This is a genomic window from Nocardioides pocheonensis (assembly GCF_003725535.1).
Taxonomy (GTDB): domain Bacteria; phylum Actinomycetota; class Actinomycetes; order Propionibacteriales; family Nocardioidaceae; genus Marmoricola; species Marmoricola pocheonensis.
The window spans coordinates 130,134-144,492 of the sequence record NZ_RJSF01000003.1 but is presented as its reverse complement, the minus strand read 5'-3'; the positions used below and the strand labels follow the sequence as shown (position 1 = coordinate 144,492).

General features: G+C 71.1%; 17 protein-coding genes. 7 read left to right on the top strand and 10 right to left on the bottom strand.

Going from position 1 to position 14,359, the window contains the following annotated elements; translation table 11 throughout:
* Positions 1-22 precede the first annotated feature (22 nt).
* From EFL26_RS01145 to EFL26_RS01105, 9 genes are all read right to left on the bottom strand, one after another.
* The gene (locus EFL26_RS01145; protein ID WP_123221046.1) at positions 23-994 is read right to left on the bottom strand and encodes a phosphotransferase family protein; all 972 of its coding nucleotides are present in this window, start codon (positions 992-994) and stop codon (positions 23-25) included.
* Positions 991-2,205, bottom strand: coding sequence for an acyl-CoA dehydrogenase family protein (locus EFL26_RS01140; protein WP_123221045.1), 1,215 nt, complete (start codon positions 2,203-2,205; stop codon positions 991-993). Before EFL26_RS01140 ends, EFL26_RS01145 begins: the two co-directional genes overlap by 4 nt.
* 7 nt (positions 2,206-2,212) lie before the next feature.
* Positions 2,213-3,373: a thiolase family protein gene (locus EFL26_RS01135; protein WP_123221044.1), complete on the bottom strand. Its 1,161-nt coding sequence runs from the start codon at positions 3,371-3,373 to the stop codon at positions 2,213-2,215.
* A complete protein-coding gene (locus EFL26_RS01130) occupies positions 3,370-3,738 on the bottom strand; it encodes a Zn-ribbon domain-containing OB-fold protein (RefSeq protein WP_123221043.1) in 369 nt (122 codons plus the stop codon). The genes EFL26_RS01135 and EFL26_RS01130 overlap by 4 nt, the downstream gene beginning before the upstream one ends.
* Complete coding sequence (locus EFL26_RS01125) at positions 3,723-4,511, bottom strand: enoyl-CoA hydratase/isomerase family protein (RefSeq protein ID WP_123221042.1); 789 nt, start codon at positions 4,509-4,511, stop codon at positions 3,723-3,725. Before EFL26_RS01125 ends, EFL26_RS01130 begins: the two co-directional genes overlap by 16 nt.
* A gap of 94 nt (positions 4,512-4,605) precedes the next feature.
* Positions 4,606-5,076, bottom strand: a complete 471-nt coding sequence (locus tag EFL26_RS01120) for a MaoC family dehydratase (RefSeq protein ID WP_123221041.1) — start codon at positions 5,074-5,076, stop codon at positions 4,606-4,608.
* Positions 5,069-6,286: an acyl-CoA dehydrogenase family protein gene (locus tag EFL26_RS01115; protein ID WP_123221040.1), complete on the bottom strand. Its 1,218-nt coding sequence runs from the start codon at positions 6,284-6,286 to the stop codon at positions 5,069-5,071. The genes EFL26_RS01120 and EFL26_RS01115 overlap by 8 nt, the downstream gene beginning before the upstream one ends.
* A gap of 29 nt (positions 6,287-6,315) precedes the next feature.
* Positions 6,316-7,461: a phosphotransferase family protein gene (locus EFL26_RS01110; RefSeq protein WP_123221039.1), complete on the bottom strand. Its 1,146-nt coding sequence runs from the start codon at positions 7,459-7,461 to the stop codon at positions 6,316-6,318.
* Positions 7,461-8,591 (bottom strand): acyl-CoA dehydrogenase family protein, encoded by a 1,131-nt coding sequence (locus EFL26_RS01105; RefSeq protein ID WP_123221038.1) that lies wholly within the window; start codon positions 8,589-8,591, stop codon positions 7,461-7,463. Before EFL26_RS01105 ends, EFL26_RS01110 begins: the two co-directional genes overlap by 1 nt.
* A 100-nt stretch (positions 8,592-8,691) precedes the next feature.
* On the opposite strand from EFL26_RS01105, the gene EFL26_RS01100 reads away from it, so the two are divergent.
* Together EFL26_RS01100 and EFL26_RS01095 are read left to right on the top strand one after the other, a co-directional pair.
* Positions 8,692-9,051: a nuclear transport factor 2 family protein gene (locus EFL26_RS01100; protein WP_123221037.1), complete on the top strand. Its 360-nt coding sequence runs from the start codon at positions 8,692-8,694 to the stop codon at positions 9,049-9,051.
* Positions 9,048-9,422 carry a hypothetical protein gene (locus EFL26_RS01095; RefSeq protein ID WP_123221036.1) on the top strand — a complete coding sequence of 125 codons (375 nt, stop codon included), beginning with the start codon at positions 9,048-9,050 and terminating at the stop codon, positions 9,420-9,422. The genes EFL26_RS01100 and EFL26_RS01095 overlap by 4 nt, the downstream gene beginning before the upstream one ends.
* 59 nt (positions 9,423-9,481) lie before the next feature.
* On the opposite strand, the gene EFL26_RS01090 is transcribed toward EFL26_RS01095, so the two are convergent.
* A complete protein-coding gene (locus EFL26_RS01090) occupies positions 9,482-10,531 on the bottom strand; it encodes an aldo/keto reductase (protein WP_123221035.1) in 1,050 nt (349 codons plus the stop codon).
* 74 nt (positions 10,532-10,605) lie between these two features.
* On the opposite strand from EFL26_RS01090, the gene EFL26_RS01085 reads away from it, so the two are divergent.
* The 5 genes from EFL26_RS01085 to EFL26_RS01065 all read left to right on the top strand — a co-directional run bounded on the left by EFL26_RS01085 (position 10,606) and on the right by EFL26_RS01065 (position 14,255).
* Positions 10,606-11,148: a TetR/AcrR family transcriptional regulator gene (locus EFL26_RS01085; protein ID WP_123221034.1), complete on the top strand. Its 543-nt coding sequence runs from the start codon at positions 10,606-10,608 to the stop codon at positions 11,146-11,148.
* A 241-nt stretch (positions 11,149-11,389) separates the two neighbouring features.
* Positions 11,390-12,079 (top strand): GAF and ANTAR domain-containing protein, encoded by a 690-nt coding sequence (locus EFL26_RS01080; RefSeq protein WP_183407978.1) that lies wholly within the window; start codon positions 11,390-11,392, stop codon positions 12,077-12,079.
* Between the two features lie 380 nt (positions 12,080-12,459).
* Positions 12,460-13,062: a TetR/AcrR family transcriptional regulator gene (locus EFL26_RS01075; RefSeq protein WP_245999931.1), complete on the top strand. Its 603-nt coding sequence runs from the start codon at positions 12,460-12,462 to the stop codon at positions 13,060-13,062.
* A gap of 182 nt (positions 13,063-13,244) precedes the next feature.
* Positions 13,245-13,601, top strand: coding sequence for an SPW repeat protein (locus tag EFL26_RS01070; RefSeq protein ID WP_183407977.1), 357 nt, complete (start codon positions 13,245-13,247; stop codon positions 13,599-13,601).
* A 90-nt stretch (positions 13,602-13,691) separates the two neighbouring features.
* Positions 13,692-14,255, top strand: coding sequence for a TetR/AcrR family transcriptional regulator (locus tag EFL26_RS01065; RefSeq protein WP_123221030.1), 564 nt, complete (start codon positions 13,692-13,694; stop codon positions 14,253-14,255).
* Positions 14,256-14,359: the final 104 nt, after the last annotated feature.

The window sequence follows — 14,359 nt, the reverse complement described above, 5'->3', positions numbered from 1 at the left end:
AGTCCTCTCGATGGTGGTGAGTTCAGGGGGCGATCGACAGACCGGTCTCGATCAGCCGGCGGATCGTGTCGGGCAGCCGCTCCTGGTCCGGGTCGTGGTGGCGACCCTCGAGGTGGCGGCGCAGGTTGTGGCCCATGATCGCGGCCATCTTGTAGCGACCCAGCGCCTCGAACCACGCGAGCTCGTCGACCGCCCGGCCGTCCGCGGCGTACGCCGAGACCAGCTCGTCGGCGCTGGGCAGACCCGGCACCTCGCGGCCGACTCCGGGGAAGTTGGACCCGTCGGCGAAGACCAGGAACCACCCGAGCTCGACCCGGGGGTCGCCGACGCTCCAGATCTCCCAGTCGATCAGGGCGGCGGGCTCGGCCCCGTGGCAGAGCAGGTTGCCGAGCCGGTAGTCGCCGTGCACCAGCGTCGGCGCGACCGCGGCCGGGACCGACGCCAGGAGCCGGGCGTGCAGCCGCTCGGCGTCGGGCACCAGGTCGGGCGGCACCGCGGCCATCGTGCGGGCCCACCGGCCCAGCTCGTCGAGCGGCGACAGCGGAGCGGCGTCGACCGGGACCTTGTCCAGGGGCACGTCGTGCAGGGCCGGCAGGATCTCGGCTGCACGCAGCATCCGGGACGCTGCGAGTGCGGGCGGCACCTCGGGGTCGTCGAGCACGGGCTCGAGCGACTCGCCCGCGACCAGCTCCATCGCGAACCAGGCCGGCTCCGCGTCGTCGGTCGCGACGACGGCGGGCACCGGCATGCCGGTCGGGGCCAGCGCCGCGATCATCCGCGCCTGGCGCAGCATGTCGTGCCGACCGATCGCCTTCTGGCCCGAGGGGACCGACTTCACGACCAGCGGCCCTTCGCCGGTCTCGAGCCGGTAGGTCAGGCCCGAGTGGCCGCCGGGGAGCCGGGCCAGCCGGCCGACCTCGAGACCCGGACGCTCGCGCCGCAGCACCAGCGCGACGCGCGCGGCCAGGTGGGACTCGAGCAAGTCGGGGCTCATGACGTCGCCCCTGTCTCCGGGCGAGGCTCGCGGGGCAGGCCGAGCACCCGCTCGGCGATGATGTTGTGCTGGATCTCGTCGGTGCCACCGGCGATCCGGTAGCCCGGTGCGCCGAGCACGTGCTCGGTCCACGACCAGGTCCCCCAGCGGCCGCTGTCCGCGGCGAGGTCGGCGCCGAGCAGGAGGCGTGCCACCTCCGAGGTGCGGGCGAGGGTGTCGGTGGCGAGCAGCTTGCCGACCGACGCCTCGGGACCCGGGTCCTGGCCGGAGACGACCGCCGCCGCGACCCGCATCCCGGTGAGCCGCTGGACGTAGCTGCGGGTGACCAGGTCGGCGACCCGGTCACGCTCGAGCTCGCCCAGCGGGCGGCCGAGGTGGCGGGCCAGCTCGACGGCCCGGTCGGCGTTCGCGAGCCCGAGGTTGCCGGAGTCCAGGCGCTCGGCCGCCAGGACCGTGAGGGCGACCTTCCAGCCCTGGCCGACCGGCCCGAGCCGGAGGTCGTCGGAGATCTCGACGCCGTCGAGGTAGACCTCGTTGAAGGAGCTGCCCCCGGTCATCTGCCGGATCGGCCTGACCTCGACACCGGGTGCGTCCATCGGCACCAGGAAGACCGTGAGCCCGGCGTGCTTGGCCACGGACGGGTCGGTGCGGGTCACCGCGACGCCGTAGTCGGCGACGGTCGCTCCGGAGGTCCAGACCTTGTGGCCGTCGAGCACCCAGTGGTCGCCGTCCCGGACCGCGCGCGTGCGCACGGCCGCGAGGTCGGAGCCGGCCTCGGTCTCGGAGAAGAGCTGGCAGGCGATCAGGTCGGTGCGCAGCATCGCGGCGACGAAGCGCTCCCGCTGCTCGGGAGTGCCCCACTGGGCGACGGTCGGTGCGACGAGCTGCTGGGTCACCGAGAACATCTCGGTGCGCCGGGGCACGTCGTACGCCTCCTCCTCCTGGCGGAAGGCGAGCGCATGGGCCATCGGCAGGTTGCGGCCGCCGTACTCCTCCGGCCAGGTGAGGGCACCCCAGCCGGCGTCGTACTTGGCCTGCTCGTAGGCGCGGATCCGGTCGGTCTCGGCGCGCTCCTGCACCGGCGTCCAGTTCTCGAAGACGGCCGACGAGTCGGGGCCGACACCCCACGCGAGGGCGGACCGCGGCTCGGCCATCGTGGCGAGCCAGCCACGAGCCGCGGCGGTGAACTCCTCGAGCGTGGGCGTGTCCATGACTCTCCTAGACCGCGAGCACCGTGCACGCGCTGATGCCCGGAGCCCCGTAGACGTGGGTGAACCCGACCCGCGGGTCCGCGCTGTGCCCCCGACGAACCTGCCGGTCGCCGGCCTCCCCGCGCAGCTGGGTGACGATCTCGTGCACCTGGCGGAGACCGGACGCGCCGATCGGCTCGCCGTTGGCGATGCACCCGCCGTCGGTGTTGACCGGGAGGCGGCCGCCGATCTCGGTCTCGCCGGCGGCGATCATCGCCTCCTGCTCGCCGTCCTTGCAGAACCCGCACTCGGCGAGGTGCATGATCTCGGCGCCGCTCTCGGTGTCCTGCAGCTGCGCGACGTCGACCTCGTCGGGCGTGACGCCGGCGGCGGCGAAGGCCGCCGCGGCGGCGTCGGAGCTGACGCTCGAGGGCCGTCCGCTGCCCTGGATCGAGGGGCTGAAGACCTCGAACGAGCCGAAGCGACGGGTGCGCGTGGCCGCTCCGAGGACGCGCACGGCCCGACCGTTGCCGGCGGCGACCGACTCGCTCGCGAGCACGATCGCGGCTCCGCCCTCGCCGGGCGAGCAGAACATGAACCGAGTGAGCGGGTCGTTGACCATGTCGGCGGCGGCGATCTCGTCGGCGGAGATCGGCTCGCGGCGCCAGGCGTTCGGGTTGAGCGACCCGTTGCGGTAGGCCTTCTCGGCGACCAGGGCGAGCGTGCGCTCGCTGATGCCGTGCTCACGCAGGTAGCGGGCGATCTTGATGCCGAAGAACTGCGTGGTCACCATCAGCCCGGCCTCGCCGTACGCCGCGGGCAGGCCCCAGTCCTCGGGACGGGGGTCGAAGGCGCCGCGGGGGTGCTTGTCGAACCCGACCGCCAGGGCGATCTCGGCGGCGCCGGAGCGGATCGCGTTCATCGCCGACATGAGCGCGCTGCCGCCGGTGGCGCAGCCGTTCTTGACGTTGGTGAACGGGATGCCGGTGAGCCCGAGGTCGGCGACCAGGGTGTCGGCCAGACCGGAGCCGTCGCTGCCGCCGAACGCGACCTGCACGTCGGGCCAGGCCAGGCCGGCGTCGGCGAGGGCGGCGGCGATCGCCTCGAGGGCGAGGTCGCGACCGGTCCTGCCGGGCTGGCGGCCGAACTTCGAGAGCCCGGCGCCGATGATCGAGACGTCGCCGCTCATGAGGTCGCTCCCTCACTCACGAGCGCCGCGTCGGTGGCGAAGCGCGGCACCGGCTCGGTCGCGACCAGGGTCACCTCGGCGCCGTCGAGCCGGGCGAAGTCGGTGCAGTCGAGGACGGCCTCCACCTTCACTCCTTCGGGCAGCTCGACGTAGCCGACGGCGAACGGGACGAATCCGCCCTCCGGCACGACGTACGGGGGTGACTTGGGGGCGAACCGCTGCACGGTGAAGCCCCACACCGTCCCGCAGGTGCCGAGCTCGAGCGTCTCCTGGTCGGAGCCACCGCAGCTCTGGCACCCGCGGGCCGGAGGGAACGCGACGTTCCCGCAGTTCCGGCAGCGGCTGCCGGTCAGCGACCGACCCACTTGGGTTCACGCTTCTCGAGGAAGGCGTTGACGCCCTCGCGCGCGTCCTCGGACTGGAGCGCGTTGCCGACGGCGAGGTGCTCCATGACCATCAGCGACTGGATGTCGGCGTCGAGGCCGCGGTCGATGGTCATCTTGGTGAGCCGCATCGCGAAGGGGCTCTTGTCGATGATCGGCGCGACGAAGTCGGTGACCAGCTGGTCGAGCTCCTCGGCCGGGGCCGACGCGTTGATCAGGTCGAAGTCGACCGCCTCGCTGCCGGACAGGAGCTTGCCGGTGAGCATCAGCTCCTTGGTCTTGCGGATGCCGATCATGCGGGGCAGCCGGTAGATCGGGCCGGCACCGCCGAACAGCGCGCGGCGGATGTGGAAGTCGCCGATCTTGGCGTCGTCCGCGGCGACCGCGAAGTCGCAGGAGATCATCAGCTCGAAGCCGCCGGCGGTGACGTAGCCCTCGAGGACCGCGACCGACGGGGTGTTCATGGAGTACAGCCGGTCGCACACCTTGGCCGACAGGACCGCCACCTCCATCGCGGTGGTGCTGCCGACGTAGTCGGCCAGCAGCTCGTCGAGGTCGAAGCCCGAGCAGAAGGTGCCGCCGCGGCCGCGGAGGACCAGGACCTTCAGGTTCGGGTCGTTGTCGACCTCGACGATGATCTCGTCGAGTCGGTGGAGCAGCTCGGTGGTGACGGCGTTGAGCTTGTGCGGCCGGTTCAGCCACACGCGGGCGATCTCGCCGTCCTTCTCGAGCACGATGTGGTCGGTGTCAACCATGACCGGTCCTTTCCAGATTTGAACTGAATCCACTTCAGTTTGGGGGATACGAGAGGGGAAGTCAAGGCATCAGCTGAACTGACTTCGAACGCCGTCAGCCGACGAAGAGGATCACCACGTCGGCCACGCAGACGGGGCGCTCGGCGGCGTCGCAGCGCACGGTGACCTGCACGGTCACCTGCGTCGACCGGACCCGTGGCTGCACGCCCACGATCTCGGCGGACGCCTGCAGGCTCGCCCCCACCGGGACGGGAGCCGGGAACCGGACCTTCTCCAGGCCGTAGTTCACGGCCATCGAGACGCCGGTGACCTCGAGCAGCTGGCCGAGCAGGAACGGCACCAGGGACAAGGTGAGGTAGCCGTGGGCGATCGTGGTGCCGAACGGCCCGGCGCTCGCCCGCTGCTCGTCCACGTGGATCCACTGGTGGTCGTGGGTGACGTCGGCGAACGCGTCGACCTGCGGCTGCGTGACCATCGTCCACGGCGTCGGCCCGAACCGTACGCCGAGCGAGCCGGCCAGGTCGGCGTACGCGATGGTGCGGGAGGGTGCGATCACCTCAGGCATGGACGGTCCTCTTCTCGGGGGTGGCGGCAGACGACTGGCGCAGCCGGCGCTTGGCGATCGCCCACCGGTGCGTCTCGGAAGGGCCGTCGTAGATCCGGAACGGGCGCACCTCGCGGTGGTAGCGCGAGAGCTGGGTGTCGCCGGAGACGCCGAGGGCACCACACACTTGGAGCGCGCGGTCGACCACCCGGCCCACGGCCTCGGCGACGAACGTCTTCGCGATCGAGCTCGACTGCGCGGCGCTGCGACCGTCGTCGAGCTCGGCACAGGCCTGCCAGATCAGCAGCCGCGAGGCACTGAGGTCGATCTCGGAGTCGGCGATCATCGCCTGCACCATGCCGAGGTCGCCGAGTCGGGACCCGAAGAGCTCGCGCTCGGTGGCACGGGCCACCGCGATCTCCTGCGCGTGCCGGGCGATCCCGAGCCACCGCATGCAGTGCGTGAGCCGCGCGGGCGCGAGCCGGACCTGGGCGTACTCGAAGCCCCGGTCGACCTCGCCGAGCACCGACTCCTCGCCGACGAACACGTCCTCGAAGTCGAGCTCGCAGTGGCCGCCGAAGAACCCCTCGTCGAGGGTGTCGATGTGCCGCACGATCCGCAGACCGGGGGCGTCCATGTCGATCAGGAACATCGTGGCCCCGCCGCGGTCGCCGGGCCGACCGGAGGTGCGCGCCATGCAGATCGTGTACGCAGCCCCGTCGGCGCCGGTGATGAACCACTTGCGGCCGTTGACCAGCCAGCCGCCGGGGGTCGGCGTCGCCGTCGTGGAGAGCGCAGCCGGGTCGGAGCCGGCGCCGGGGGCCGGCTCGGTCATCGCGAAGCACGACCGCACCGCGCCCTCGGCGAGCGGCCGGAGGTAGCGCTCCTTCTGGTCCTCGGTCGCGACCGCCTCGAGCAGGTGCATGTTGCCCTCGTCGGGCGCGGCGATGTTGAGCGCCAGCGGGCCGAGCAGCGACCAGCCGGCCTCCTCGAAGACCACGGCCCGGTCGCGCATGCCCAGGCCGTGGCCGCCGTACTCCTTCGCCACGTGCGGCGCGAAGACGCCGGCGTCACGGGCCGCCTGCTGGAGCCGCTGGCGCAGCTCCTCGCCGCCCGAGGTCGCGACGCCGGCGTAGCGCTGCTCCTCGGGAGCGACGACAGTGCGCACGAAGGTCGCGGTGCGTGCGGCCAGGTCGGCGACGTACGGGTCGGGGGTCAGCTCGATGCTCATGTCCGTCCTCGGTTCACAGGTCTGATCGGTCACAGGGTCTCGGCCAGCGCCAGGGCGCGGTCGGCGATGCGGCCGACCTGCTCCCCGCGGGTGCTCATCCGGTCGTCGGTGCTCTCGCCGCGCAGGTGGCGGACGTAGAGCTGCTGCATGATCACCGCGGTCTTCCAGCAGCCGAACGCCTCGTACCAGGCGACGTCCGCGTGGGTGAGGTGCCGGCCGGTCCGCTCGGCGTAGCGCGCGACCGCCTCGGCTCGGCTGGGCAGGCCGACGTGCTCGAGCCCCGGTACGCCGTCGGCCGCAGTCGTCCCGTCGGGCCAGTAGTTGAGCAGGGTGCCGAGGTCGGTGAGCGGGTCGCCGAGCGTCGCCATGTCCCAGTCGAAGACCGTCGCGACCGTGTCCGGGTCGCCCGGGGCGAACTGGCAGTTGTCGACCTTGAAGTCGTTGTGCACGAGCGTGGGAGCGCCCGACTGCGGGAGGTGCAGGGCCAGCAGGTCAGCGACGCGCTCGAGCGCGTGCCCGCCCTCCGGCGCGACCGCGTCCCAGCGCTGCCGCCAGCCACGGAGCTGGCGCTCGAGGTAGCCGTCCGGACGGCCCAGGTCACCGAGCCCGCACGCCTCCGGGTCGACGAGATGCAGGTCGGCGAGGGCATCGACGACCGCGAGGCCGATCCGGTGGCCGGGGCGGTCGCCGATCGCCAGCTCCGCGGGAACGTGGTCCCAGACCACGACGCCGGAGCGGTACTCCGAGACCAGGAAGTGCGCCCCGATCACGCTCTCGTCGGCGCAGTAGTGCAGGGCGCGAGGAGCGCGCGGGTACGCCGCGTGCAGGCGGGCCAGCACGGCGTGCTCGCGACGCATGTCGTGCGCGCCGGTCGCGATCACGCCGAAGGGCGGCCGACGGACCACGACGGCGCGCTCGCCGATCCGGACCAGGTAGGTCAGGTTGGCCGAGCCGTTGGGGAACTGCAGCACCGAGAACGCGCCGTCGGCGTCCTCGAGGTGGCGGCGCAGGTGGCGCTCGAGCGCGACCCAGTCGAGCTCCTCCCCCGGCCGCACCGGCGCGACCTCGGGGCGCTCGGTCGGACGGTGCCCGATCGTCGACCGGCCCTCGGCCGTCGACCGGCCCTCGGTCGTCGACCGGCCCTCGGTCGTCGAGCCTGCCGAGACGCTACTCATCACAGGCCGAGCAGGTCCGCGACCAGGGCCCGGTGCGCCGCGGCCGACCCGAAGACCGCCTCGTCGCCGAGCGCGCGCCGCAGGTAGTAGTGCGCCGGGTGCTCCCAGGTGAAGCCGATGCCGCCGTGGAGCTGGACGCACTCGTGGGCGACCCGGATCACGGCGTCGGTGCAGATGGCACCGGCCACGGCGGAAGGGAGTACCGCCGTGGCCGGGTCTTGGTCGAACGCGGCGGCGGCGTAGCGGGCCGCCGAGCGTGCGCGTTCGAGGTCGACGAGGATGTCGGCGAGGCGGTGCTTGATCACCTGGAACGACGCCAGCGGCCGACCGAACTGGTGGCGCTGCCCGGCGTACGTCCGGAGCAGGTCGAGCATCGCCTCGATCATCCCGACCTGCTCAGCGGCGAGCGCGACGCGGGCGAGCGTGGCCAGCCGGGCGCAGACCGCGTCCGCCTGCTCGGGCCCCGCGACCAGGTACGCCGGCGCGCCGCTGACCTGCACCCGTGCCTGGCGGCGCGTGAGGTCGAGGACCTCGAGCGGCGTGCGTTCGGCCACCTCGCCGCGCAGGTCGACCAGGTAGATCGACTCGCCGCCGACGACGCCTCCGCGGACGACCACCACGTCGGCGGTCGCGCCGAGCAGCACGCGGTCGATCGTGCCCGTCACGGACAGCCAGCCGTCGGACTCAGAGACGCTGAGGTCGCCGGCGACCCGGTGCCGGATGGCGACGGTCGCGACGAGCCGGCCCCCGATCACGTCGCGGACGATCCGGTCGGGGACGTCACCGACCGGCGCGGCCAGCACCGCTGCGACGCCGAGGACCGCCGAGGTGAGCAGGGGCTCGGGCAGGAGCGCGCGGCCGGCTTCCTCGAGCACCACGGCCAGCTCGCCGAGACCGAACCCGAGGCCCCCGCGGGCCTCCGGCACCGCGAGCGAGCCGACGTTCATCTCGTCGTTGAGGAGGGTCCACAGTTCGGTCGAGTAGCCGTCGGGCCCGTCGGCGGCCCGGCGCACGGCCTCGTGGTCGGCGTGCGCGGCGAGGAGGTCGCGCAGGACCTTGCGCAGGTCCTCGTGCTCGGGCACGGGGGCGAGCACCGAGGCGTCGGCGACGGGCCACGGCTGCGCGGTCACGGCTCCTCCAGGGAGGTCGAGGCAAACTGAACTGACTTGAGTTCAGGTTAAGAGCCTTCCCGTCTTGCGGCAACCCCCAATTTGAACTAACTTCAGTTTCATGGCCGAGACCACCCTCTCCCGCTACTACCGGGCCCTGGACGAGGACCGGATCGACGACGCGCTCGCGATGCTCGACCCGGAGATCCGGTTCGTCATGGTGCTGCCGGCCGGGACCCGGCGCGGCGAGAGCCGCGCGGACATGGGCACCTACATCTCCGGTCGCGGCGTGCCCGACCGGCGCCACCTCGTGCTGCGGGAGTCTCGCGACGGCGACGTCGAGTTCCTCTACGGCAAGGTCACCGACGGCGGCGTCACGACCGGTCGCTTCCTGTCCGGCGTACGCCTCGGGGCCGACGGGCTGATCGCCAGCTACGAGGTCACCTTCGACACCGAGCACGTGCTGGTGGAGGACCGATGAGCGCGACGCCGTTCCTCGAGCAATGGTTCGCGATCATGGACTCCGATGACCCCGACCGCGTGCTCGACCTGATCACCGACGACTTCGTGATGTCGGTCCAGTTCGCCAAGGGTGGAGGCGAGTCCGCCGAGTTCGTCGGCGACCGAGCCGGCCTGGTCGCCTACCTCGCACAGCGCGAGAAGAGCGTGCTCGTCCACCACCTGACGAGAGGTGCGCGGCTCGACGGCGTCGAGCTCGTGCTCGGCCGCACGACCCGCGACGGCGCCTTCGAGGCCTCCTTCAACGCCTCTGCGCTGCTCGACGCCGAGGGCAAGCGCTGCCGCCGCCTGCTGATCGGCCGCACGCCGCACCTGGAGTTCCCCGAGGCCTGACGGGCATCGCCCCGACGATCACCGGCCGAGCGGGCTCCGCTCGCGCCGACCGCACCGGCTCACGCGCGTGCGTAGCCGGCGACGCTGTCGCGGATCTTCTGGAGCTGACCTTCGTCCGAGATGCCCTGCCAGTCGGCGCGAGGGGTGTACGGCAGCTCGATCATCCGGACCTCCTCGGCAGTGAGCTCGATGTCCAGCGAGGCGACGGCGTCGTCGATCTGGCTCACCGAGTTGGCGCCCACGATGGGTGCGGTGACCACTGCCTTGCCGTGCAGCCAGGCGAGGGCCACCCGGGCCCGGCTGACTCCGCGGGCCTCCGCGACGGCGCCGACCGCGTCGACGATCAACCGGTCGCTCGCCTCGGTGGCGGGGCTGTACAACAGGTCGGCGTACCCGGCGTCGGTCGCCGAGCGCGCCGTGGACCTCGCCTCGTCCCAGGGGCGGGCGAGGCGCCCGCGGGCCAGTGGACTCCAGATCAGGGTGCCGACACCTTCGTCGACGCAGAGGGGGATCATCTCGCGCTCCTCCTCACGGGCGAGGGGGTTGTAGTGGTGCTGCATCGTCGCGAACCGAGCCCACCCGTGGTCGCGCTGCAGATGGAGTGCCTTCGCGAACTCCCAGGCGTGCATCGAGGACGCGCCGAGGTAGCGGACCTTGCCCGCCTTGACCAGGTCGTGCAGCGCCTCGAGCGTCTCCTCGAGCGGCGTGGTGCCGTCGTTGCGGTGCACCTGGTAGAGGTCGATGTAGTCGGTGCCGAGACGACGCAGGCTGTGCTCGACCTCGGTCATGATCGCCTTGCGGGACAGGCCCTTCCCGTTCGGCCCCGGACGCATCGGATGGCGCAGCTTGGTCGCGATCACGACCTCGTCGCGGTCGGCGAAGTCCTTCAGCGCCTCGCCGAGGATCTCCTCGCTGGAGCCGTAGGAGTACAGGTTCGCGGTGTCGAAGAAGTTGATCCCGGCCTCGAGTGCGTGCCTGATCAGCGGGCGGCTGGTCTCCGCGTCGAGTGACCAGACCGGGTGGCCGCGGTCCGGCTCGCCGTACGTCATCGCTCCGATCGCGATCGGGGACACGTCCAGGCCGGTGCGGCCGAGCTTGGTGTAGCGCATGGTGGCTCCTGGTAGGTTGTGGAGAGGTCTCCACTTACGTTAGTGGAGAGTTCTCCGCTTATCAAGGAGGCATCGTGACCCGCTCGGACGCCCGCGAGAACAGGGCCCGCATCCTCGAGGCGGCGCGCGAAGCCTTCGCCGAGGACGGGGCCACCTCGATGAACCAGGTCGCCCAGCGCGCGGGGGTCGGAGCCGGCACCTTGTACCGGAACTTCCCCACCCGCGAAGCCCTGGTCCTGGCCGTCTACCAGCACGAGGTCGACCGGCTCGTCGACGCGGTGCCCGCCCTCCTCGCCGATCGCCAGCCCCTCGAGGCCCTCCGGGCCTGGACACTGGACCTCGTGACCGCGATGCGGCGCAAGCACGGGCTCGGCGATGCGCTGACGCCGAGCGCGCACCAGTCGATCACCGAGACCACCTACGGTCCGGTCATCGGAGCGATCACCGCGCTGCTCGACGCCGGGAAGAGTGAAGGGTCCGTCCGGGAAGACGCCGACCCGGCGGACTTCCTCCAGCTCACCGGAGCGCTGTGGCGAGCAGCATCCAGGCCCAAGGACCGGGCGCCATACATGCTCGACCTGATCATCGACGGCCTGACCGCCCGGCCACGACGTTGACGTTCGGTACGCCGGGACAGCGGTCGACGTCGCGGAGCACGACATGGTCGGCGGCCGCGTGGCCGCATCGGCGCAGAGACAGCCCGCCTCGCACACTTCGGGACGAGACGGGCCTAGATACGTGCGGTGGGATGCATCCAACCGGATTACCTGTACGGCTGGTACCCGACAGCGTGACCCCCACACGGACCGGTGACGTGCGACGCGTCACACGTTGGGCCTTGCTGCAAGCATGATAAGCATGAGTCGGGCCGATTCCTTCCCTCGCCTCCTTGCCGACGTGGCCCGCTCGCTGCAGGCCGAGGCGAGCTCGAAGGACACGATGGAGCTGGCTGTGGCGCTCGCGGTCGACGTCATCGCCGACGCCGAGGACGCTGCGATCTCGCTGATCAGCCGCTCGCGCACGGTCGACACGCCGGCGGCGACCAGCGAGCGTGCACTGAAGGTCGATCAGATCCAGTACGAACTCGGACAAGGGCCGTGCCTGAGCGCGATCTGGGACGAGGAAGTCGTGTCCTGCCCGAATCTCGAGACCGAGCACCGGTGGGGACCATGGGCTCCGAGGACGGTGCAGGAGACCGAGATCCGCAGCATGATCTCGTTCCGGATGTTCACCCAGAAGGACCGCGTGGGCGCACTGAGCCTGTACTCCTCGCACCCGCACGCCTTCACCGGAGCCGACGTCGACAGCGGCATCTCCCTCGCCGCACACACGGCCATCGCCGTGGTCACCGCACGGCACGAAGAACACATGGAGATCGCACTGGACGCGAGGTCGCTCATCGGCCAGGCGACCGGGATCGTCATGGATCGCTACGACATCGATGCTGTGCGGGCCTTCGCCGTCCTCAGACGAATCTCGCAGGAGACGAACGTGAAGCTCCACGACGTCGCCGCGGAGCTGATCAGGACCCGCAGCCTGCCTTCCTAGGTCGCGGGTCACTCGCCGCGCGGTGACGTCGCCGTCGGTCAGGACCTCTGACCAGCTGGACGCTCTGCTCCGGGTACTTGTCGTTGCACACCAGGTTGCCGCAGGCGTGGCCGAAGATGACGGCTTCGGCCCTGCCGCCGAACTGTCCTTCTCCGGCGCGACGTACCCGGGAATCGTGCGATGGGTGGCGGTCAAAGGGACGTGCAGACGGCGCCACGTGCTCGTCGGAGCTGCCGTTCCCTGCGCCTCGAAGGGCAGTGGGCGTTCGCGTTCGGTCGACCGTTGTGGGTCGCTGGCCACTCGTCATGATCGCTTCCCCGTTGCGTTTGCACGGCAGTACCGTGGACAGCACCCGGAACGCTCGGGAGGAAGGGGCAGCCGTGGCCGAGGTCGTGTCAGCGAACCAGGACGCCCGCCGAGACCAGCTCGCGGAATCAGCACTGGTCACCCTGGGGGAGCTCGGCTACACGCGCGCCAGCATCCGTGACATCGCGGCCAACTCGGAGTTCTCGCAGGAGACCGTCCACGACTACTTCGACGACAAGATCGACCTGGTCATCTACTGCGTGCAGTACTACAAGGCCAAGTGCGTGCACCGCTACGACGGGGTGATCGCTGGCGCGACCACCCCGGAGGAGCTGATCGAGGGTTTCGCGGCGAAGCTCGGGGAGACCATCCGCGACGAAGCGCCGATGCACCGTCTCTGGTACGACCTGCGCTCCCAGAGCATGTTCGAACCCCGGCTGCACGACGTCGTGACCGCGATCAACCAGACCCTGGAGGAGATGGTCTGGCGCGTCGTGGACCGGTACGCCGAGCTTGCCGGCCGACCGCTGATCGCGACGAAGTCGGCAGCGGTGTACGGGATGCTCGACGGTCTCTTCCAGCAGACCTTGCTCGCCTACGCCGACGGCGAGGAGACGCTCGACCTGCTCGCCGACGAGGTGCGAGACCTGATGCCGCTGCTGGTCCGGGCAGGCTGAGCGGCGCCGCTACCGGCTGCCGGACCACCCCTCACTGGAGTCCGAGCTACTGGCGGCGGCGTGACTCAGGCCCGTTGAGCAAGGTACGGTCGGCTTGACCGGGCGGTCAATCAATCTACACTGAAGACGAAAGATCCGCCTCAGTGATGACGGGTCCCGACCGCGAAAGTGAGGAATCACTGATGCAGAAGTGGACGCGATGGCAGGACTGGGTGACGCTCGTTGCGGGCGCCTACGCGGCCCTGGCGCCTCTTTGGACGAAGACGGAGAACAAGGCGACCTGGACGATGGTGGTCCTGGGCGTCGTCACGGTGGCGGTGTCGCTGTGGGCACTGGCAATGCCGGAGGACCGGATCTCCGAGTACGGGCTCGTGCTGCTCGGAGTGCTCTTCATCGCTTCGCCCTGGGTCATGAGCTTCGACAACCTCGACAGGATGGCCCTGACGGCCTGGATCGTTGGTGCCGTCACGCTCATCTTCGGAGTGCTGGCCCTGCCCCAGATCGACCAGCGGATGCACCGCACGCCGATCCCGCACTAGCGGTTCGGCGACGAGCCGGACGGGCACGCTCGCGGTTCCCGAGGGCGTGCCCGTGCCCGTCCTTCACCCATCGACCAGCCCGGGAGAGTCATGACCGCTGACGACCGCCGCAGCCGCATCCTCGATGCCGCCGAGGAGCTCTTCGCCGAAGACGGGTTCGACGCGACCCCGACCTCGCGCATCGCGGAGGAGGCCGAGGTGCCCAAGGGGCTTGTCTTCTACTACTTCCCGCGCAAGATCGACCTCTTGCTGACGCTGCTGCAGGAGCGGTTGCCGGCGCCGTCCCGGGAGACGGTCGACGGCGTCGTGCACCGCGGCGACCCGGCGCGCTCGCTGCTCGCTCTGCACCGGCGACTGGGGCTGGAAACCCACAACTCCCTCGTGCTGCGCACGATCATCTTCCGCGAGAGCGGTACGCACCCCGAGGTCAGGGATCACCTGCGACGGCTGCGTCGCGCGCTCGTCGAGCTCACAGAGACAGCCCTCGATCAGGCTGTGGAGTGGACCCTGGCCGGAACGCTGCGTCGCCAGGCAGCGGAGACGTGGGTGTCGGTCATGCTCGACCACGCGAACGCGCGCCGGGCCGGAGGCGCGCTGCCGGACGTGAAGGGTGCGGCGGCAGTGGTGGCGCGAGCGGTGGGGGCGCCCGCCTAGCTCGTGTGCCCGGACCGTGGCGCAGTCCCTTGCTTTCAGGAAGGGTCGGGGTATCCGTACATCGTGGATGGGGCAGGACCGCGCCCACGGTGGCGGCTGCTCGA